The sequence below is a fragment of the Deltaproteobacteria bacterium CG11_big_fil_rev_8_21_14_0_20_42_23 genome (assembly GCA_002796345.1).
Taxonomy (GTDB): domain Bacteria; phylum UBA10199; class UBA10199; order 2-02-FULL-44-16; family 2-02-FULL-44-16; genus 1-14-0-20-42-23.
Genome location: PCXC01000032.1, coordinates 16494 through 37517, shown reverse-complemented (window position 1 = coordinate 37517; position 21024 = coordinate 16494). Strand labels below are relative to the sequence as shown.

At 43.9% G+C, this 21024-nt stretch carries 21 protein-coding genes; 11 read left to right on the top strand and 10 right to left on the bottom strand.

Features of this window, described 5'->3' with window-relative positions:
- Nucleotides 1-187: 187 nt before the first annotated feature.
- Nucleotides 188-1258 (top strand): aminodeoxychorismate lyase, encoded by a 1071-nt coding sequence (locus COV43_03935; protein PIR25825.1) that lies wholly within the window; start codon nt 188-190, stop codon nt 1256-1258.
- 130 nt (nt 1259-1388) lie between these two features.
- Entirely contained in the window at nt 1389-2681 is a 1293-nt protein-coding gene (locus COV43_03930; protein ID PIR25827.1) for an adenosylhomocysteinase, read from the top strand.
- Nucleotides 2682-2908: 227 nt separating this feature from the next.
- On the opposite strand, the gene COV43_03925 is transcribed toward COV43_03930, so the two are convergent.
- From COV43_03925 to COV43_03890, 8 genes are all read right to left on the bottom strand, one after another.
- On the bottom strand, nt 2909-3562 hold the full coding sequence (locus tag COV43_03925; GenBank protein ID PIR25824.1) for a hypothetical protein: 654 nt from the start codon (nt 3560-3562) through the stop codon (nt 2909-2911).
- Nucleotides 3563-3623: 61 nt separating this feature from the next.
- A complete protein-coding gene (locus COV43_03920) occupies nt 3624-3983 on the bottom strand; it encodes a hypothetical protein (GenBank protein PIR25823.1) in 360 nt (119 codons plus the stop codon).
- Between the two features lie 216 nt (nt 3984-4199).
- Nucleotides 4200-5096, bottom strand: a complete 897-nt coding sequence (locus tag COV43_03915) for a hypothetical protein (GenBank protein PIR25822.1) — start codon at nt 5094-5096, stop codon at nt 4200-4202.
- Nucleotides 5093-6046 (bottom strand): hypothetical protein, encoded by a 954-nt coding sequence (locus COV43_03910; protein ID PIR25821.1) that lies wholly within the window; start codon nt 6044-6046, stop codon nt 5093-5095. The genes COV43_03915 and COV43_03910 overlap by 4 nt, the downstream gene beginning before the upstream one ends.
- Nucleotides 6047-6055: 9 nt before the next feature.
- Nucleotides 6056-7324, bottom strand: coding sequence for a Tol-Pal system beta propeller repeat protein TolB (gene tolB / locus COV43_03905; GenBank protein ID PIR25820.1), 1269 nt, complete (start codon nt 7322-7324; stop codon nt 6056-6058).
- A 22-nt stretch (nt 7325-7346) separates the two neighbouring features.
- On the bottom strand, nt 7347-8165 hold the full coding sequence (locus COV43_03900) for a hypothetical protein (GenBank protein PIR25819.1): 819 nt from the start codon (nt 8163-8165) through the stop codon (nt 7347-7349).
- Between the two features lie 4 nt (nt 8166-8169).
- The gene (gene tolR / locus COV43_03895) at nt 8170-8592 is read right to left on the bottom strand and encodes a protein TolR (GenBank protein ID PIR25818.1); all 423 of its coding nucleotides are present in this window, start codon (nt 8590-8592) and stop codon (nt 8170-8172) included.
- 10 nt (nt 8593-8602) lie between these two features.
- Nucleotides 8603-9310, bottom strand: coding sequence for a Tol-Pal system subunit TolQ (locus COV43_03890; protein ID PIR25817.1), 708 nt, complete (start codon nt 9308-9310; stop codon nt 8603-8605).
- A 117-nt stretch (nt 9311-9427) separates the two neighbouring features.
- Between COV43_03890 and COV43_03885 the strand changes: the two genes are divergently transcribed.
- The 6 genes from COV43_03885 to COV43_03860 all read left to right on the top strand — a co-directional run bounded on the left by COV43_03885 (nt 9428) and on the right by COV43_03860 (nt 15663).
- Entirely contained in the window at nt 9428-10297 is an 870-nt protein-coding gene (locus tag COV43_03885) for a glutamate racemase (protein ID PIR25816.1), read from the top strand.
- A 119-nt stretch (nt 10298-10416) separates the two neighbouring features.
- Complete coding sequence (locus tag COV43_03880; GenBank protein ID PIR25815.1) at nt 10417-11646, top strand: peptidase S41; 1230 nt, start codon at nt 10417-10419, stop codon at nt 11644-11646.
- Nucleotides 11647-11661: 15 nt separating this feature from the next.
- Nucleotides 11662-12723: a 6-phosphofructokinase gene (locus COV43_03875; protein ID PIR25826.1), complete on the top strand. Its 1062-nt coding sequence runs from the start codon at nt 11662-11664 to the stop codon at nt 12721-12723.
- A 125-nt stretch (nt 12724-12848) separates the two neighbouring features.
- Nucleotides 12849-13904, top strand: coding sequence for an L-threonine 3-dehydrogenase (locus tag COV43_03870; GenBank protein PIR25814.1), 1056 nt, complete (start codon nt 12849-12851; stop codon nt 13902-13904).
- A gap of 93 nt (nt 13905-13997) precedes the next feature.
- The gene (locus COV43_03865; GenBank protein PIR25813.1) at nt 13998-15179 is read left to right on the top strand and encodes a glycine C-acetyltransferase; all 1182 of its coding nucleotides are present in this window, start codon (nt 13998-14000) and stop codon (nt 15177-15179) included.
- Between the two features lie 55 nt (nt 15180-15234).
- Entirely contained in the window at nt 15235-15663 is a 429-nt protein-coding gene (locus COV43_03860; protein PIR25812.1) for a hypothetical protein, read from the top strand.
- Nucleotides 15664-15910: 247 nt separating this feature from the next.
- On the opposite strand, the gene COV43_03855 is transcribed toward COV43_03860, so the two are convergent.
- Nucleotides 15911-16105: a hypothetical protein gene (locus tag COV43_03855; protein PIR25811.1), complete on the bottom strand. Its 195-nt coding sequence runs from the start codon at nt 16103-16105 to the stop codon at nt 15911-15913.
- Nucleotides 16095-18308, bottom strand: a complete 2214-nt coding sequence (locus COV43_03850; GenBank protein ID PIR25810.1) for a hypothetical protein — start codon at nt 18306-18308, stop codon at nt 16095-16097. The genes COV43_03855 and COV43_03850 overlap by 11 nt, the downstream gene beginning before the upstream one ends.
- A gap of 294 nt (nt 18309-18602) precedes the next feature.
- Here COV43_03850 and COV43_03845 point away from each other — a divergent pair, with 294 nt between their 5' ends.
- From COV43_03845 to COV43_03835, 3 genes are all read left to right on the top strand, one after another.
- Nucleotides 18603-19655: an endoglucanase gene (locus tag COV43_03845; GenBank protein ID PIR25809.1), complete on the top strand. Its 1053-nt coding sequence runs from the start codon at nt 18603-18605 to the stop codon at nt 19653-19655.
- A 13-nt stretch (nt 19656-19668) separates the two neighbouring features.
- Complete coding sequence (locus tag COV43_03840; protein PIR25808.1) at nt 19669-20352, top strand: aquaporin; 684 nt, start codon at nt 19669-19671, stop codon at nt 20350-20352.
- Between the two features lie 89 nt (nt 20353-20441).
- Nucleotides 20442-20984, top strand: coding sequence for a thioredoxin peroxidase (locus COV43_03835; protein PIR25807.1), 543 nt, complete (start codon nt 20442-20444; stop codon nt 20982-20984).
- Nucleotides 20985-21024 lie beyond the last annotated feature (40 nt).

The window sequence follows — 21024 nt, the reverse complement described above, 5'->3', positions numbered from 1 at the left end:
AAACCAGTTTGAATTTAGTATCAACAACTATTTGAATTTATTTAGGATAGTGGTAACTCGAGCACACATTTTTTGCCATTATGCCCATCCTGAGTGCAACGAAGGATCTCCTCTGAGCAATTGTAGATCTCCACATTTGCGAAGACAGCAAAAAGTTGCCAGAGGAGATTCTTCGCGTGAGCTCAGAATGACAGTACTGAAACACTTATCAAAATTAAAACAAACTATGAATATCATATTCAAAATCCTGAAATACACTTTCTTCATTGCCTTTCTCTTCAGCCTCGTCTCGCTTGCAGCTCTCTATGGTGCTATCAACAAAGTTTCTTCTCCTGCGGCTGTTGAATTGGAAGTGCAAGAAGGCTCAAGTGTAAAAGATATTGCACAGCTTTTGAAAGAGCAGCGTGTTGTGAAAACGCCGCATGTGTTTCGCTTTTGGATTAAAGTGAATGGCTGGGAAAACAAGATGCACGCTGGTGTCTATCATTTTGAAAAAGGCGTATCCCTTTCGCAAGTAGCCAGAAAACTTTACTTTGGCGATGTGATAGTCGATCGTTTTCAGATTATTGAAGGCAAAACGCTTCAAGACGTTGCTCGTAGCCTAGCAGCAAATCAAGAATTTGGCGGAAAAAGTTTTGCAGAAGATTTTTTGAGTTTGGCTTACGATAAAACATTTTTAGAAAGCCTTGGACTAAAAAATGTTCCTTCACTCGAAGGTTACCTGCTTGCTGATACCTATAAAATCAACCGTCCCAAGACCGCAAAAAGTTTTATCACACAAATTTATTCTGTTTTTCAAAAACGATATGAGCCGCTTTTGCAAGCGCGTGCACGAAACATGAAGATGAGTGTGCATCAAGTGCTTACCTTAGCTTCGATTGTAGAAAAAGAAACTGGCGTTGCTGAAGAGCGACCTGTTATTGCCGGAGTGTTTTTGAATCGCTTGCAACGTGGCATGTTGCTGCAAAGTGATCCCACTATTATTTATGGGCTTAAACAGTATGATGGAAATATTCGAAAAAAAGATATTACTGACCCACATCCTTTTAACACCTATGTTCATGCAGGTTTGCCGCTTGGCCCTATTTGCAGTGTGGGCAAAGAAGCTATTGAAGCCGTTTTGGCGCCGGCGAAAACGCAGTTTTTGTACTTTGTTTCCAAAAATGACGGAAGCCATTACTTCTCCTCCACGCTCACAGAGCATTTGCGGGCAGTTCACAAATATCAAATCGAGTATTTTCGTAAGCAGAAGAAGTAGATTTCTTGCCAGATTTAGGCTTGATCTCTTTGCCCATTTGGGGCATGACCTGCAACTACTTTAATGACAACACAAAGGGGACGTTATGGCCACAAAAGTGAAGGATATTTCATGTCAGGAAGGATCATGTATGGGAAGTGACTACAAAGTAAAAGATTTGGGCCTTGCCGAGTGGGGCAGAAAAGAAATTATTTTGGCCGAGCAAGAAATGCCGGGCCTTATGGCTATTCGCGAAAAATATGCTGCAAAACAGCCACTAAAAGGTGCTCGCATTGCAGGCTGCTTGCACATGACCATTCAAACAGCGGTGCTTATTGAAACGCTTCAAAAACTTGGTGCCGATGTGCGTTGGTCGAGCTGCAACATTTTCTCAACGCAAGACCATGCCGCTGCAGCTGTTGCTAAAGCTGGCACTCCTGTCTTTGCCTGGAAAGGTGAGACTGAAGAAGAATACTGGTGGTGTGTTGAAGAAAGCTTGAAATTTGCAGATGGCAAAGGCCCCAACATGTTGCTTGATGATGGTGGCGATCTTACTCAAATCATTTATGAAAAATATCCAGAGATGCTGAAAGAAGTAAAAGGTATCAGCGAAGAAACTACAACTGGTGTACATCGTTTGTATCAGATGATGGAAAAAGGCTTGTTGAAAACCCCATGCATCAACGTGAATGATTCCGTTACCAAATCAAAATTCGATAACCTTTACGGTTGCCGCGAATCTTTGGCTGATGGAATCAAACGCGCAACAGACATTATGATTGCCGGCAAAGTGGTGGTGGTTGCAGGTTACGGCGATGTGGGCAAAGGTTGTGCGCAATCCATGAAAGGCCTTGGCGCACGAGTGCTCATTACTGAAATTGATCCTATCAACGCACTTCAAGCGGCGATGGAAGGCTACGAAGTAATTACAATGGACGAAGCATGTTCACGCGGAGATATCTTCGTAACCGCAACAGGCTGCTACAAAGTAATTACCGGCGAGCACATGAAAAAAATGAAAGACAAAGCCATCATTTGTAATATCGGTCACTTTGACAACGAAATTGAAATGAGCTGGTTTAAAGATCATGCTGAAGTAAAGAAAATGGAAGTGAAACCACAAGTTGATGTCTACACCTTTGAAGATAATCACCAAGTGATCATCTTGGCAGAAGGCCGCCTGGTGAACCTTGGCTGTGCGACTGGCCATCCATCATTTGTGATGAGCAGCTCGTTCACCAACCAATGCTTGGCGCAAATTGAACTCTTCAACAACACCTATGAAGTTGGCGTTCATATGCTTCCAAAAAAACTAGATGAAGAAGTAGCACGGCTTCACTTACGAAAACTTGGCGTAAAACTGACAAAGCTCACAGCAGAACAAGCCGAATACTTATCAGTTCCCGTTGATGGCCCATACAAGCCAGAGTTCTACCGCTATTAACGAAGCACAAAATAAAAACAAAAAAGCCTCTCAGAAATGGGAGGCTTTTTTTGTGGTGGGATAGTTCAATGGTTCAATAGTGCGATGGTACTTGGTACTTAGTGCTTGGTTCTTTGGTCTTTGTTTGTCATCCTCTGGCTTGACCAGGGGATCCAGAAATTCTGACAACTCTCTGTCATTCCCGCATGCTTGAAGCGGGAATCTCCTCTGGCAATTGTTGAGTTCTATTACAAATACCCTTCGCCCCAAAAACCACTACCTCCACCACTAAGTGGGCCTTTTCTTGGGACAGTAGATTTAGGTTCTAGTGTTCTCTTCAACACCCCTTCAAGCTGGGCTTTTAACAATCGCAATACGCCAAAGGGATCCGCATTTTCAAACCATACATTTCCAAAATCAAGATCAACTTGTAGTGTTTGAGGAGTGCTTATGCCGAAAAAGAATTTTCCGCTTTCAAGCGTGAGCTCAGCTGAGCGTAAAGCACGAAAATCAAGACTATCTAAATCATGTGAAAGTTGCAGAATACCGGTGCTGGTTGTATCGGGAAATGTAAACGTATACCTGATTGGTGTAAGCGCTTTTGCAATGTCTCTTTGCCTAGCAGGAGAAGCATTTAAGGGACATTGCGCTTCATCAGCCGCGCGATATTGCTTTAAGGAAAGGCGCAAGGCATTTGCCATATCGGCAACGAGGGGATTCTTTTCTTGTCTTGCGCCATTATAGTCCATGGTGATGGTATGTTTTTTATGTGAACGTATGCCCTCAACGCGCACACCTTGAGCAAAACGTGAATCTGCAAAGCGAGGTTGCTGAACAAGGGCCGTTGCAAAGCTTTGGAGCATGGGAGGAAGTGTTGCAGCTGCAGGAGTGATGTGAGTCATGATAGCCCTTTCTGTTAAAGTTCGGCGGACTTAATAATATCAAGCCTTTGCTGTCAAGGATTCAATACCCCGTCCCAAAGGTGAAATAAATGCCACTTCCCGTGCGGATGCGAACGGTGGAAGTGTAATAGGGCTGATAAAAGCTGCGGAGGTAAACACCAGAGCCCCAAGAGACGGGCGCATATTGTGGTGGAGTAGGATTTTGATACTGCATCATACGATACAGCTGCATGCCGTCTTCATAATCACTGCCTCCACTGCCTGTGCGAACAGCAACGGTGCCAGCTCCATTTGCAAATGGAGCCATACACGGAGCCAACTCCGACAAATGCTCAACACTTTCTCCACACGCTAGTCCCCTGGCCTGTAGCGAAAGCACAAGTACGATTGCGACGCAGATGGTGAAGATGATCCGTTTCATATCTCTTTCCTTATCGCAACTCATGCCAAAAAGTTGCCGAAATATTTTTAGGGGACGGTTCTCGTCTTGTAACCCATTAAAATTATTAAGAAAATAAGGGTGATATGAACGTTTGTTGAGAAGTTTTTAGTTGTTGGAATTGTTCCAAAAAAGCAAAGTTGCGACTTATTTCAAAGTGATTTCAACAAGTTGTAAAGGGAGAACCGTCCCCGTTTGTTAGCCTGTAATTTTATCGATAAGATAGCGAATCACGGGTTTGAGTTCTGAAATAATCATGCCCATCACCATGAGGATGGCTCCGAAGAGGGCAAGCTGGGTGAACGTTTCTCCGCCCAAGAGCCATCCAAAGTAACTTCCAAAAACAGACTCCAGCGAAAAAATAACTCCAGCTCGGGTTGGATCAATAACGCGTTGAGCAAAAGTTTGAAGGGTGAAGGCCAAGGCTGTTGCCACAATTCCGGTAAGCAGCACCGTGCCCCACGTTGTAGCTGAGAGATCCCAATGGATGCTGCGAGTAAAAACGGCATAAGCTCCAGTGAAAAAAGTGCTAAACAGAAGTTGCAGCACCACAAGAGGAATGAGCCGATCTTTTTTACTGTAGATATCAGTGGTCACAATATGAAGTGCAGCAAATGCAGCGCATATCAACGTGAGCAGATCACCAATGTTCATGGCATTCACGTTATACTGCGTAAGAAAAAAAAGGCCGATGAACGAAAACAGAGCACCCGCAAGAGAGGTGGCGGGAATAACTTGCTTCAGCGCAAAGTGTGCGATGAAAGGAATGAAAACAAGATACAAGCCAGTGATCAGAGCAGAGTTAGAAGCGGTGGTAAATTTGAGCCCTGCCGTTTGTGTGAAGAGCGCACCGCAAAGATAGATGCTTAAAAGAGCAGCATGCCACACTGTGCTCATGGGAATGTTTTTTAATTTTTTCCAGAAGAGAATGACAAGGCAAAAAGTGCCAACAGCGAAACGCAGAAAAAGATAAAACTCGGGCGTCATTTCCACCATCGCCCATTTTACTAAAATAAAAGCAACGCCCCAGGAAAGTGTTGCTAACACGAGGCCGCAGAGCGCTAAGACTTGTTTTGATTTTTCACTGATGTTCATAAGGGTAAAAATTGTTGAGCAAATAAACCGTAACGCACACCTTTGTCGCTTACGGTAAGTTGCTTGCACTGTAAATGTTCCATCACTTTGAGTAAGAGGGTAGAGCCTACCACAATCACATCAGCGCGTTTAGGATGAAGGCCGATAATTTTTTTTCGTTCGGAAAATGAGAGAGAACGTAGTTTTTTGGTGAGTTGCAAAACGGTATCATAGCTAAGTTTGCTGCCATGTACTTTTTCGGCATCGTAGTGTTTTAAGCCAAGGTTGATAGCGGCAAGTGTTGTTGCAGTTCCTGCGGTGGCAACAAAAGTTTTTTCTCTCACCACTCCATAAAGGGAATGAGGAAAATATTCTTCAAGTAAAGCATGGATGTGTGTGCAAAGTTTTTTGTATTCTTCATCACTCACAGGGTCTGAATGGAAGTGTTCCTCCATCAGCAAGACAGTTCCAAACGGAATGCTGGCAATATTGAGCTCTTCTGTGTTTTTTGCGTTGGGCTGCAAACTTTTATCTGATGCTTGTTTGAGGGAGATGAGTTCGGTGGATCCACCTCCAATATCGAGAACAAAAATATCATTTCCAAAATCGTGAGCTGAAGCAATGTAGGTGAGAAAGGCTTCTTCTTCGCCGGAAATAATTTGCAAGTCGATGCCAAGTGATTCGTGTACACTTTGTGCGAAGTCTTTTCCATCGTCAGCTTTTCTGAGAGCAGCTGTTCCCACGGCGGCAATGCGTTCCACATTGTGTTGGTCGCACAGCAGTTTAAATTCTTGAAAGGTAGCAAGCGTTCGTTCTTTTGCATCAGGATGTAAATACTTCGAAGTGGTCAGCCCTTGGCCAAGCCGCGGAATACGCGCTGTATCAAGCACGGTGCGAATGCTTCCGTCTTTTTTCACCTCGCCAATCAGCAAGATGGCGGTGTTGGTTCCAATGTCGATGGCAGCGTACATAATTTCTTTCTATCTTCTTGGCCCCCACGAAGGGAGAATGCCGTTTCCTTTTGAAACTTTGCGTTGATTCGATCCGTCTGTTCGCATGATGTAGATTGCACTTCCGCCATGACGTGTCGAAGAAAAAGTAATCAGCCTTCCATCGGGAGAAAAACGGGGATGCTCATTATCACCAGTTCCCAAAGTAAGCCGTTGAATATTGCTTCCGTCTGGATTCATAATAAAAATATCGAAAGCTCCAAGGTCTCGTCCGCAAAAGGCGATTTTATCAGCTCTTGGTGACCACGCTGGCATATCATTTTGGTAGCCTACATAGGTGAGACGTGTCGAAGCTCCACCGGTGCTTGGCATTTTAAACAAGTGCAGCTTGCCGGCTTGTTCAGATGCAAACACAATTTCCTGTCCATCGGGAGAAAAGCTTGGCGCTAAATCAATGCCAGGAATGGCCGCGATGCGTTTTACATTTTTACCTTTACTGCTCATGCGATATAAATCAGCTTCACCAGATTCTGCAGAGGAGTACAAAATAGAATTTCCATCGGGCGACCATGTAGGAGTGATTTTTGATCCACGGCTAGAAGTGAGTTTTTGCAAATGTGAGCCGTTGCTTTTGATGCCGTAAATATTGGCTTGTCCACCTTGAAAAGAAGTGAAAACAATTTCATTTCCATTTGGAGAAAGGCTTGAAGCAAAACTTGATTCTTTCATGTTGGTTACGCGGCTCATGTTTTCACCGTCGAAGTCCATGAGGTAAATATTTTTGGTATTTTTTCTATCCGAAGCGGTGAAGGTAATTTGTGTGGTGAAAGGTCCAGGAATTCCAGTGAGTGCTGCCATAATTTCATCTGAAAAACGATGCGCTGCCATGCGCAGATTTTTTTTTGTGACGGTATATTTTTTTTCTACCAAAAGGCTTGGTGTGCTGGGGTCAAAGAGGCGTAAGGTGATATCGTATTCTCCGCGTTTTGCTTCAACGCTTCCCTTCACCAAAGCCTGTGTTTCCAAGACATTCCAATAACTAAAGCGAATGCTTTCCAGGGTAATGCCTTCTTGTTTTGCCCTTACTTCAAAAACATGAGGATCAATCACATTAAAGTAGCCAGAAAGGTCTAAGTCGTTTCGAATAATGTTTGCAACGTCGTCACCCTTTGAACCAACAAGGTCGGCAATTGCAATGGGGAAGGGCTTTTCCGAGGCTTGATCAACAGGAATATAAATTCGCGCGTGGGCTGAAATGGAGATAAAAGTGAAAAGAAGAAAAAAGGAAATGCGTTTCATGTTGTGTCCTCGAGTGAAAAAATTATTTTAATTTTGGATCAAACTCCACCAAAAATCCTTCGTGATAAGCTTCCCATTGCAAACGCTCTGGTGGAACGGGAAGTGGCGATGATCGTTGTACTGCACGTAAAGCGGATGCATCGAAAGCTGAATCATCCGATCTCAATTCCCAAGCAGTATTGGTAATGGCGCCGCTGTGATCAATGTTTACCACGAGTCTTGCTCTTGCTGATGCTGCGATACTTTCCTCGGTATAACGAGGAGGCACAATCCACTGTTCAATAATTTTTGCACGCACCATGGCTTGGTATTTTAAATATTCCGGATCATCAGGCGATACTTTTAGTGGAGTATCACTTGTACCGTATTTAAATCCTTCGCCACTTTCTTTTACCTGAGCTGTTTCGGGAGCTTTGCTACGTTCGCCAAGTTGTTTGTTGATGCGGGCTAGCGCGGCTTGCATCTTTTGGTCGGCAGCGCTCAATTTTTTCTGAGGAGCTTGCTTTTTCTCAGGCTTCTTTTTGGGAGTGGACATTTTATCCGCAAGCTTTGTTTCTGTGTCTGGTTTTTTGGCCAGGGGCAGGGCGCCATCTTTTTCTTCACCACGAAGTTTATCTTGAGGAGTTGTGCGTGGAAGTGTTTTAGCTTCTTTTACGCCAGTGCCAATATCTTCACTGAGTCCGCGCGGAAGTTCCACCCAAATGGCTTTGCTCTCAAGCGATTTGCTCTGAAAAAAAGCCGAATACAAAAATGAAATAAGAAGAAGCGCAAGATGAAAATATGCAGATTTTTTTAGAGCTTGCTTGAGCAGAAGGGCTTCTGAAGGAGTTTTCCTGTGCACACGCTTATCCTCGCTCCGGCTGAGTGAGCATTCCAATTCGGCTGGCTCCCGCTTTTTTTGCGATGGCCATTATCTTTACTACTTTTCCATATAACAAATCACTGTCAGCTTTAATGAATAAGTCTTTGTTTTCCTTTAAAGCATAAATAGCTTTGAGCTCAGATTCTAAATCTTCCATGCTTAAGGTTTTGCTGTCATCTCCAAGAAAAAGGGTGCCGTTATTTTTGATGGTAACCACAACGTCTTGTTTGGTGCGCTTTAGCGAGGGAGCCGAAGCTTCAGGCAAGTTTACGGGAAGGCCTTGCTGCAGCATTGGTGCCGTAACCATAAAAATAATGAGCAGCACCAACATGACATCCACAAAAGGAGTGATGTTAATTTCCGAAAGAGTTCTGCGTTCTCGTGAAGATGAGCTAATAAGAGCCATGCTTAATCCTCTAAGAAAAATATTCTTTGTTCATGCGATTGAGAAACGCCACCGAGAAATCTTCTAAGCGTTTTGTCATCAAGCGAATGCGGTTTGAGTAAAAGTTGTAAAAAATTGCAGCAGGGATGGCCGCCGCAAGTCCAATGGCAGTGGCTATCAGCGCTTCAGCAATGTAAGGGCCTACAATGGCAAGACTTGATGCACCCGTTTTTCCAATTTCCCAAAAAGCTTGAAGAATCCCCCACACGGTTCCAAACAATCCAATGAAAGGAGCGGCACTTGCGGTGGTGGCCAAAAAGGGAACGCCGTATTCCATGGTTTCGATTTGTTCTTCCAAACTTTGCTTGATATCGCGCTCGATCATGAAGCCATCATTTTTGTGTTCACGAAGGGAATCGACGCCAGATTTGAAAATGGAAAAAGCAGGGCTACGGTTAAATTTTTTCTTTTCGATAAGATCAGCAATGCTTGGAGCATCCCAAAAAAGCTTGAAGAAATCTTTTGATGAGGACTGGTAACGCTTTATTTGCTTGTATTTGCTGCCGATGATGGCCCAGCACACAATTGAAAAAATAATAAGCAACAAAAGTGTGAGTTTCACCACGATATTAGCATTCCACATAAGCGCAAGGATGCTGTGGTTTTGGCTGACTTGCTGAACAGCCTCGGTGGCTTCTGTTTGTGCTGTTTGCGCGAGAAGCGCGAGTGTAGACAACATGCTGAATTCCTTTCGTACTTTCGTGATTGCATATTTCAGGAGATGAAAGTTTTTGGATACTATAAGAGTGCTTCTATGTGGTCAATAGCTGTCTCTGAAAAGTGAGAAGCTGACGCGTTGAGTTATAGATTTCGGCTTCAACTTTCCACTTGCTTTTCTTTTTTCATGCTTCATATATCGCGCATGTTATCTGACTCTCGTCCCATTGCAGTTTTCGACTCCGGCATCGGCGGACTTACGGTGGTAGCGGCTTTGATGGAAGCGCTTCCGCAAGAATCTTTTGTGTATCTTGGTGATACCGCCAGGCTTCCATACGGAAACAAAACTCCTGAAACGCTCATAAAATATTCGCTCGAAATTGCTCAATTTCTTTTGAAGCAAAACGTGAAAGCCATAGTGGTGGCGTGTAACACGGCATCGGCGTATGCGCTTTCGCACCTTCAAGCTGCCTTCGACGTTCCGGTTTTGGGTGTGATAGAGCCTGGTGCCAAGGCGGCCCTAAGAGTAACGCGCTCAAAACACATCGGCGTCATTGGAACGTACGGCACCATCAAAAGTAATGCCTACGAACAGGCCATCACCGCCTTGGATAAAGCCGCAAAAGTTTATTCACAAGCATGTCCTTTGTTTGTGCCGCTTGTAGAAGAAGCATGGCTTGAAGAAGAGGCCAGCGAATTGATTGCACGCAAGTATTTGAGCGCCTTTGACGAATATCCTCTGGATACTTTAGTTTTGGGTTGCACTCATTATCCTCTCTTAATTCCACTTTTACGCAAAGTGATTGGGGAAAAGGTAAGGTTAGTAAGTTCGGCGGCGGCTTGTGCAGAAGAGCTGAAGGAATTGTTACAGGAAAAGGCTTTGTTGGCTGATGTCCACAAAAAAACTTGTCGCATTTTAACCACCGATCACAACACTTGGCTTGAATCACTAGTGGATAAAATCCTCCCAGCAGATCTGAACGCAAAGATAGAAACAGTATCACTCTAACCTTTGCACCTCCCACCTTTTTGCCTTTGTACAAAGTGAAAGAAAAACTGTTTTCATTTTTGTGTCTTGTGACTAAACATGCGCATAACGTTTTCGGGTCTACATCCAAGGAGAATACCATGAAGTTACGAGCTTTTCTTTTGTTTCTTTTTTTCGTCTTACCTTTCTCGCCGCAAGCAAATGCGCTTTCAGAAAAAGGCTACAAAGAACTGCATGTGCTTACCAATGTTTTGCACTATGCAGAAAAAAATTATGTGCGCAAAGTGGATGAAGAAGAACTTATCCGCGGAGCTATTCGAGGGATGCTTGAAACGCTGGATCCTCACTCACAGTATATGTCTGCCGAGATTTATAAAGAGCTGAAAGTTGATACCAGAGGTCACTTTGAAGGTGTGGGCATTGAGATTGCCGTTCGCGATGGAGTGCTTACGGTAGTTGCTCCCATCAAAGGAAGTCCGGCCGATAAAAAAGGCATTCTTCCAGGCGATCAAATTGTACGCATCAACGGAAAAACTACTCGCAATATGACTTTAATTGAAGCGGTTAAAATTATGCGAGGTGACCGTGGTTCAAAAGTGAAATTATCGATTCGCAGAAATGAAGAACAAAATCTGCATGAATTTTTACTGACACGTCAGTTGATTAAAGTGCCAAATATCAACACCGATTTGCTTGAAGACCATTATGTCTATGCAAGCATTTCCAGTTTTCAACGTTCAACCGCAAAAGCTTTACGCAAACAACTAGAACGTCTGCTGAAAAATCACGACGTAAAAGGAATGATTCTCGATGTACGCGGAAATCCTGGAGGCTTGTTGGATGAGGGAATTAAAGTTGCGGATTTGTTTCTCGATCAAGGTGTCATTGTAACCACCGAAAGCAGAGGTGCAGAAGTTGATAGGTTTGAAGCCACAAGCGAAGTGACATTACCAAACTTGCCTTTGATTGTTTTGGTGGATGGTGGATCAGCATCGGCTTCTGAAATTGTGGCAGGCGCTTTGAAGGACAATAAACGAGCGGTAGTTTTGGGAGTGCAAACCTTTGGAAAAGGTTCGGTACAAAACGTACTGGAACTTGATGATGGTGGAGCCCTCAAACTCACTATTGCTCAATATTTCACGCCATCGGGAACTTCAATTCAAGCTTCAGGAATTACGCCAGATATTGTTATTTCTGCAAAACGTCCTCAAGAAGAAAAACGCCGCATTCGCGAAAGTGATTTAGTTCGTCATCTTGAAGTTTCAGAAGACAGAAAAGTGAAAAACGATCGCACTGTTTTAGATGACTATCAAAAAGAAGTTGCACTTGATTATTTAAAAAGTTGGGCAGTCTTTAAAAGAGCAGAATAAAAAATGGAGGAACTTATGTTTGGCTTAAGTTCAAAAAAACGTGTTGGGATATTAACAGGTGGTGGAGATTGTCCAGGCTTAAACGCTGTTATACGTGCAGTTGTGAGGCGAGCACTTCATCACGATGGCTATGAAATTGTGGGTATTCGAAATGGTTGGAAAGGATTAGTTGAAAAAGATGTGTTTACTTTAGACCGAGAAGCAGTTCGAGGAATTTTAGTAAAAGGTGGAACTCTTCTTGGTACTTCGCGCACCAATATCTACAAAACGGATGAACTTTATAAAAAAGCTATAAGTAATTTAAAAAGCCTTCACTTGGAAGGCCTTGTTGCTATTGGTGGAGAGGACACCTTGGGTGTAGCGGCAAAGCTTTCTGCCGAAGGCTACAATGTAGTTGGCGTTCCCAAAACCATCGACAACGATTTGCTGGGAACCGATTACACGTTTGGTTTTGATACGGCAGTTGAAATTGCAACACAAGCTATTGATCGTTTGCACACTACAGCAGAATCACATCACCGCGTGCTTGTGGTGGAAGTGATGGGAAGGCATGCTGGTTGGATTGCGATGCACTCTGGACTTGCGGGTGGTGCCGATGTGATTCTTATTCCCGAAAAACCCATTGATCTTGCAGAAGTTTGCGACTTGCTGAATGAGCGTCACAAAAAGGGAGTGCACTTTAGCATCGTAGTTGTGGCTGAAGGAGCAAAAATAAAAGAAGAAGATGGACAGCGAGAAGTGTTGTCGTCTGAAAAACGTGATGAGTTTGGACACGTTCAGTTGGGTGGAATTGGGGAGGTCTTGTCGAAGTCCATTCAAAAATGCACAGGCTACGATACAAGAGTAACCGTGCTTGGCCATGTGCAACGTGGCGGCACACCTACATCACACGACCGTGTGCTTGCTACAAAGTTTGGTGTTGCAGCGATGGATGCTATTCACTCAAAACATTTTGGAGTGATGGTTGCGTTGCAAGGAAAAGATATTGTTGAAGTTCCACTTTCAACCGTTGCTAGTGGTATCAAAACAGTGGATGATGAACTTTATGAAATGAGTAAAACCTTTTGGGGATATTAGGGCGTGTCCTTATTTTGTCATCCTGAGTGAAACGAAGGATCTCCTCTGACAATTGACCGAGGAGATCACCTTGCCTGACCGGCAGGCAGGCCACGTCGCTGTGCTCCTCGTGATGACGAGGTGACATGTGTGCAAAAGAGAAAATTATGAAAGCGCTTTCCAAGCAAACTGCAGCACCCGGCCTAACCTTAATTGATGCTCCAACTCCAAAACCTGCAGATGGCCAAGTGCTTATTCGCGTAATGGCCACCTCTTTGTGTGGAACGGATGTGCACATTTACAATTGGGACGAGTGGGCTGCAAGCCGCATTGCGCCTCCACTTGTGATTGGCCATGAATGCGCTGGTGAAGTAGTGGAATTGGGAAAAGGTGTTACAGAGTTGAAAGTGGGAGATCACATTGCCGTTGAAACTCATATCCCTTGTGGAAAATGTTATCAGTGTCACACCGGCAATAGGCATCTCTGCCAGCATTTGCAGATTGTGGGCATCGACAGGCCTGGTAGTTTTGCAGAATACCTTTCGCTCCCAGCTTTGTGTTGTGTGAAACAGGAAAAATCTTTGCCGTGGAAACTGGGCGCCATTTTGGAACCGTTGGGAAATGCAGTCTATACTGTAGACGAAGGAAACGTTCGCGGAAAAACCGTTGCCATTTTTGGCGATGGTCCCATTGGAATTTTTTCGTGTGCACTTGCAAGAGCTGCCGGGGCTGAAACCGTGATTGCACTTGGCATGCAGCCGTATCGCCTTGATCTTATGCGCACGTTTTCACCGGATCATGTGATTAATGTGAAAGATCAAAATGCGGAAGAAGCCATCATGTCAGTTACTACTGGCCACGGTGTTGATGTGGTACTGGAAATGAGCGGCTCGGCACGTGCTATTCACGATGGTTTTGCAGTGATGAAACGTGCAGGAACTTTTGTTGCGTTTGGAATTCCCTCAAAGCCAGTAGAAATCAACTTTGCCAACGATCTCATTTTCAAAGGTGCAACGCTTAAGGCCATTAACGGCAGAAAAATGTTTGAAACGTGGGATCACATGGCTGAATTATTAAGCTCGAAGCAAATTGATGTTTCACATGTCATCACACACGAATTCCCACTAGAAAATATTGCAGAAGCAATGTCGCTCTTAAATGCAAAAGAAATGAAGTGCGGAAAAATTGTGCTGAATGTTTAAGAATTATTTGTTGAGTGAAGAGAAGTGAATTGTGGGTCCCCGCGTTCCTGCCAAAGGCAGGCAAGCGCGAGGATGACAAGATAGGGATAATTTATGTATCAAGACCTTCAAAAAAAACTAAAACAAGAATTGGTTTCCATTGAAGAGGCTGCTTTGTGGAAGGAAGAGTGGGCTATCTACTCTTCGCAAAGTGCCGTCATTCGTGCGCAGCAGGGCGATGTGATAAATTTCTGCGCCAATAATTATCTTGGCCTTGCCAATCATCCACAACTTATTGCTGCTGCAAAAAAAGCTCTTGATGAATTTGGCTATGGAACAGCATCTGTTCGTTTTATCTGCGGAACGTTTTCGGTTCATGAAGATTTGGAGCAAGCCATCACAACATTTATGGGCACAGAAGATACTATTCTCTATTCTTCTTGCTATGAAGCGAACGAAGGGTTGTTTGAAACCATTTTAGGTGAGCACGATGCCATTATCAGCGACAGTTTGAATCACGCCTCTATCATAGATGGCGTGCGGCTTTGCAAGGCGAAGCGTTATCGCTATGAAAATTCAAACATGCAAGAATTGGAAACTGCCTTACAAAAAGCTGATGAAGAAAAAGCTGTTTTAAAACTCATTGCAACTGATGGTGTGTTTTCCATGGATGGCTACATTGCAAAGTTGGATGAAATTTGCGCTTTGGCAAAAAAATACAATGCCATCGTAATGGTGGATGATAGCCACGCCACAGGTTTTGTGGGAAAAGAAGGTAGAGGTTCTCCGGAATATTGCAAGGTGATGGATCAAGTGGACATTATCACTTCAACCTTGGGAAAAGCGCTTGGAGGCGCTGCTGGCGGATTTACAACTGGAAAAAAAGAACTGATTCAATTTTTGCGTCAGCGTTCACGTCCATATCTTTTTTCAAATGCCCTCCCGCCAATGATTGCTGCAGCTACACTTGTTGCCCTTGACCTTATTTTCAACAGTAATGAGCTTCGTGTGAAGCTTAATGAAAATACAAAGTATTTCCGAAGTGGATTGAAACAAGCAGGGCTCGATCTTTTAGAAGGTGAACATCCCATTGTCCCCGTAATGTTTTACGATGCAAAAAAAGCAAATGATGTGGCAAAGGCTATGCTTGCAAAGGGAGTTTATGTAAAAGGCTTTTCTTTTCCAGTGGTGCCAAAAGGAAAAGCTCGCATTCGTTGCCAGGTTTCTGCAGCTCATACGCGGGAGCAGCTTGATAAAACCATTGATGCGTTTAGTAGCGTTGTAACGAAGAAATAAGATTTTCTCCCTCCCCTTAATCCCCTCCCGCTAGGAGGGGAGAAAAAGTTGAAACATGAAAAAGAAAACTCGAATTATTTTTATTTGTACGGGTAACGCCTTTCGATCGCAGATGGCAGAAGGGTTTGCGCGTCACTATGGTGCTGATAAAGTTGAAGTGTTCAGTGCAGGCGTGATGGCAAGTGGAGTGCATCCGGTTGCCATTGAAACCATGGGTGAGCTTGGGATTGATATTTCAGGTCATACTTCAGAGAAAATAAATTCTAACTTGTTGAAGACGATGGATTATGTCGTTACTGTTTGCGACAACGCCAAAGAACATTGTCCTTATGTTCCTGAAGCCAAAAAAGTTTTGCACTGGTCAATCCCAGATCCTTATCGCGCTGTTGGCACGCTCAATGAACAAAAGGTTTTGCGAGAGACAAGAGATGATATCGAACGAAGAGTGAAAGAATTGCTAGAGCAGATTAGTTCTGAAGTTTAGGGCGTGTTCTCAATTTGAGAGCTTGTCATTCCCGCGAAGGCGGGAACCCACAATTTTCTGTCATTGCGAAGGAGCGTAGCGACTGTGGCAATCTCCTCGTTCAAATGTTAGAGGAGATCCTTCGTTACACTCAGGATGACAGCAAAGTGTTTGAATTGCTGGATCCCCGCCTTCCTGCCAAAGGCAGGCAAGCGCGAGGATGACAAACTTAAATCTCTTCCTTCGTAATGACACAGAATTGCCAGAATTACTTTTGCATAAGCAGTTGTTGCAGGGATGTGCGATTTGTTTCGAGCTGAAGAGGGTTTTGAAAATACCAGACAGCTGCAAAAAGAAGTGCCAGCGTCAACAACGCTCCAAGCAAGACCAGCAGCCATGCTTTGGTTTTGTTGAGGCCAAGAGTAAAACTTTCAAAGGTTTTTTCTAAAAGATTAGTTCTCATAATTTTCCATTAAAACTTCTTGTTCAATCTGATAAGAACCAGAGCTGTCATCATTTTGAGTAAAACGTTCCAAAGCTTGAAGAAGAAATTCTGAATTTTTAAACAGCTTTCCTTTAAAGGCAGCGCCGCAAAAACGAAGGTCTGTTTGGTTTAGCGGGCGACCCAGTGATGGAATGTCATAGCTTGGCAGCGTTGAACTCATACGAGCAAAAAAACCATTTAAATGTTCATCATCAATTTCTGGAAGTAAGAAAAGAAAAAGTCCATCTTTGTAATAAGCAATATTGTCGCCAAGACGAATCAGTTTTTTGAGGGCGAAATCAACTTCGTGCATAAGCTGGTCGGCTGCAAACGATGTGTTTTTAGCAATGGTTTTGTAATTAAGTATTTGCAGCATAGCCAAAGAAAATTGAGATCGGTAACGGACACTGCGCTCAAATTCTTGATCGAGTTGTTGTTTAAAGTGAGAGAGCCCGCCAAACTGGTTCCAATAGTAGCGATAGAAAGCTTCTTTTTTTGCCAACAATTCTTCGAAGCTTCCTTGTTCTTTTAAGTGGCCATCTTCAAGCACCAGAATGTTGTCGGCAGTTTTGATGGTGGAAAGTCTGTGAGCAATGACAATAACCGTTTTGTGCTGGCGAAGTTTTAAAATGGTTTCTTGAATTTTCAATTCGCTTTCACTGTCAAGCGCGCTTGTAGCTTCATCAAAAATAATAAGATCGGGATCTCGCAAAAGCGTGCGCGCAATTGCAACGCGTTGGCGTTGTCCGCCAGAAAGAAGCTCGCCCGCAAAACCAACCTGGCTATGAATTCCGTGAGGAAGCTTTTGGATGAAATCATAGGCGCCCGCAAAACGTGCTGCATCTATAGCATCAGCTTCAGTTCTGCTTTCATTGCCGTACAAAATATTTTCCAGCACAGTTCCTTTGAATAAATTGAAGTCTTGAGCAATCATGCCAATATGATTTCTGAGGCTATTCACGCTTACTTCACAGATGTTTTGCTGATCAATAAAAATGGCACCGAGGCTAGGCTCAAAAAAACGCATCAGCAAATTGACCAGCGTTGATTTTCCAGCACCACTTTGGCCAACAATGGCAGTGAGTGACTTTGCGGGAAATTGTACGTTGAGATCTTCTAGAATGTGTTCATCTTTTTGATATTCAAAGCTAAGGGCCTTGGTTGATATGGCTCCGCTTGTGACTTCAAGTTCTTTTTCTGCTTTCTTCTTTTTAAGTTCACTTCGGTTGGAGAAAACTTCTCGCACTCTTTGCATGGAAACTACATTTGTTTTCCATGAAGTAAAAAGATGGATGAAAGATTTAATGGGATCGCCAAGCATTTCCAAATACAGCATGAGCGCTACAATTTCGCCAATGCTGAGTTTGCCCACCACAACATTGTAACCAAGATACCACGTAAGAAAAACGCCCCACATTTGAAGGGTGAGCGAGTTGGAAAAACTATGCGTGATTTCAAGCAAGCGTTCTTTAAGCCCAATCTTGAAGCGGTTTTGCACGAGTCTAGAAAACGAAAGGGCTTCTTGTGTTTCTTGCCCAAAAGCCTTGATGGTACGGATGCTGGGAATTTTCTCGTGCAAAAGGCTCATGATTTCGGTGTCCGAATCGATGGCTTCATTTTTTACACTTTGTAAGCGATGAGCGAAAAATTTTGTTTCTAAAATATAAAGAGGAATAGCGAGTGTGGCCAAAAGAGTGAGTTTTGGGTTCATGTAAAAAGCCAGCAAAAGCACTACCACAAACCTTCCGCCGTCGATGAGAAGCGTTGGCAACAATGACATAATCATGCCCATGCTGTTGCCAACGTCTTCGGTAAGACGGTGCATAAGATCTCCGCTGCTTTTCTCTTGGTGAAACGCCAGCGGCAGTTCCTGCAAATGCTGATAAAGCTGGTACATCAGTTTGTGTGTTGCTTCTTGTTGGGCATAGAGTTCGAGGTAATCTGAAACAGCGCCTAGCAAAAGTTGAGAAATGTAAATGGCAACGATGCCCATAATGCAAACGTTGAGCAGTTGCAGGCTGTGCAGAGGATAGGCGTAATCGAATAAAACCCGTGTGAGCAGCGGCGCTAAGAGCGAGAGCAAAACTGCAACGGCGGTGAAAAAAAGCGCAAAAAGAAAAAAGGAAAAATATCCTTTTAGGTAACGGTGAAAAAATAAGATCTGCTTTAAGCCCCCAAACATTTTGTGAAACTATCGCAGTTGCGTTTCCGGTGCAAGATAGTTCGATGGTTCAATGGTGCAATAGTGCAATGGTGTTTTGTTTGTCATCCTGAGTGTAACGAAGGATCTCCTCTGACAATTGGCCGAAGAGATCACCACGTCACTACGTTCCTCGTGATGACAAGCAAATTGTAAGAATTGCCAGAGGAGTTTGCCGCAGCCGCTCCGCAATGACTGCAAGTCTCCTCAATTACAGAGATTCAGTTGATTTTCCGCAGAAAGCTTTGTAGAGCGTTCGTTACTTAAGGAGGTGCTATGCACTTATTGAAAGAATTGACGGAAGCTTTTGGTGCCCCAGGATTTGAAGATGACATTCGCAAGATTGTTTTGCGCGAACTGAAGGGGCTTGTTGATGAAATTAAAATTGATAAAATGGGAAGTGTCATCGCCCTCAAAAAGGCATCAATAAAGGGCAAGAAGCCAGCGCTTAAAGTGATGTTGGCTGGACATATGGATGAGATTGGATTTGTGGTTCGTTTCATTGATGCACAAGGTTTTCTTCGCCTAAGCCCGCTTGGTGGTTTTGATCCCAAAACGCTTATAGCAAAAAGAGTGATGGTGCATGGCAGATTTGGTTCGCATCTTGGTTTGGTGGGCACAAAACCTGCGCATGTGTTGAGTGACGAAGAAAAGAAAAAAGTGCCAGACCTTTCGGAACTCTTTGTTGACCTGGGACTTTCTGTTGCAAAGGTAAAAAAGGACATTGAAATTGGAGATCCTGTTACTTTGGTGCAAGAGTTTGCCGAAATTGGTGATTTGGTTACCGCAAAGTCGCTCGATAATCGCGTGGCGGTGTGGACCTTACTAAAAACGTTACAAAACCTCAAAAGCAAAAAGTGCGGCGCTGATATTTACGCCGTGTTTACCACTCAAGAGGAGGTTGGCCTCAGAGGCGCTATTGCCAGCGCTTTCCACGTAGACCCCGATGTGGGCATTGCGGTGGATGTAACACTTGCGTGTGATATTCCAGGAGTGAAAGAGGAAAACTTCATCAGCAAACTTGGCGATGGTCCAGCTTTACAAATTACGAATGCCGCGGCCATTAGCAATCCAAAACTGGTTCGTTTTATGAGAAGTGTTGCGGACAAAAAGAAAATTAAATACCAACTCGAATTACTTACTCGTGGCGGAACCGATGCTGGTGGTATTCAGCGGGCAGGCAGTGGTGCTGCGGTGATGACCATGTCCATCCCCACCAGATATGTGCATACGGTTGTGGAAGCCGCCCACAAAAAAGATTTGCAGGCAGGAGTGAGTTTGCTTTCGGCAGCATTGCAGGAGATTCACACTTCAACCTTTACGTATTAAACAAGGAGTTTTTATGAAACGTTATAATCTTGCACCTTACGTTGCTGAATTTTTCGGAACATTTTTCTTGGTCTTAATTGCTTGTGGTGCCGTGCTGCTTTCGCAGTTGGGGTTTGTATCTGCGGCCATGGTGCCTCTTGCGTTTGGCGCAATTATTTCGGTGATGGTGTATACGCTGGGACATATTTCTGGAGCACACTTCAACCCCGCGGTGACCATTGCCTTTTGTGTGGCCAGGCATTTCCCGATGCGGAAAGTATTTGGCTATATATTGGCGCAGTGCTTCGGCGCGCTTTCGGCTTCATATTTACACCTTAAACTTTTTCCTTCTGGCCACGATTTTGGAATGACGCATTTTGTTTTGGGCATCTGGCCAAGTTTTGGCATTGAATTTACGCTCACCTTTTTGCTGATGTTTGTGATTATGAGTGTTGCAACCGATACGCGTGCCATAGGTGAAATGGCGGGCATTGCGATTGGAACAACAGTGGCGCTGGCTGCCCTTGTGGGGGGAAGTTTGACAGGCGCTTCACTTAATCCTGCTCGCAGTATTGGACCAGCAATTCTAGCGCAAGATTTTTCAGGACTGTGGCTTTATCTTGTTGCACCTCTTTGTGGCGCCATTGCAGGCGCTGTTGTTTACAAAAGCATTCAGTGTAAAAAAGAGACTGGAAGCGGCCCAGCGGGGTGTTGTTGAAGATTTTCCCTTCCAAATTGGGGTTGACGAGCTTGGAAGCTGTCTGTTAGAGACTACGCGATTGTTAACCCTAAAGCTATGGAGGCATTATGTTGCAGATAGGTCAGAAAGCTCCCCGTTTCACTATGGATGCTGTTATTGGAAAAGGTGATTTTGTTACCGTTTCTTCAGATAAATTAGAAGGAAAATGGAAAGTACTTTACTTCTATCCGCTCGATTTCACGTTTGTGTGCCCAACTGAAATTACCGCCTTCAACGAACGTATTGCAGAATTTGAAGCTCTCAATACCACTGTTATTGGATGCAGTACCGACAGCAAATTCAGCCACAGAGCATGGATCCAGTCTGATCTTGGCGAAATGAAACATGCTCTTGCAGCTGACCTTTCAAAGCAAGTAGCTCGTGATTATGGTGTTTTGCTTGAAGATGCTGGTATTGCTCTTCGCGGACTTTTCATTATTGGCCCAGACAATAAACTTCATTATCAACTTGTTCATGATCTTGGCATTGGCAGAAATGTAGACGAAGTTCTTCGCGTGCTTCAGGCTATTCAGTATGTAGAAAAATCAGGCGGCGCTGAAGCATGCCCCGTTAACTGGAAGCCAGGCGGCGAAACCCTTCGTCCTCAGTAATGAAGTAGAACAAAATGAAAAGCAAAAAGCCAATTCTTGA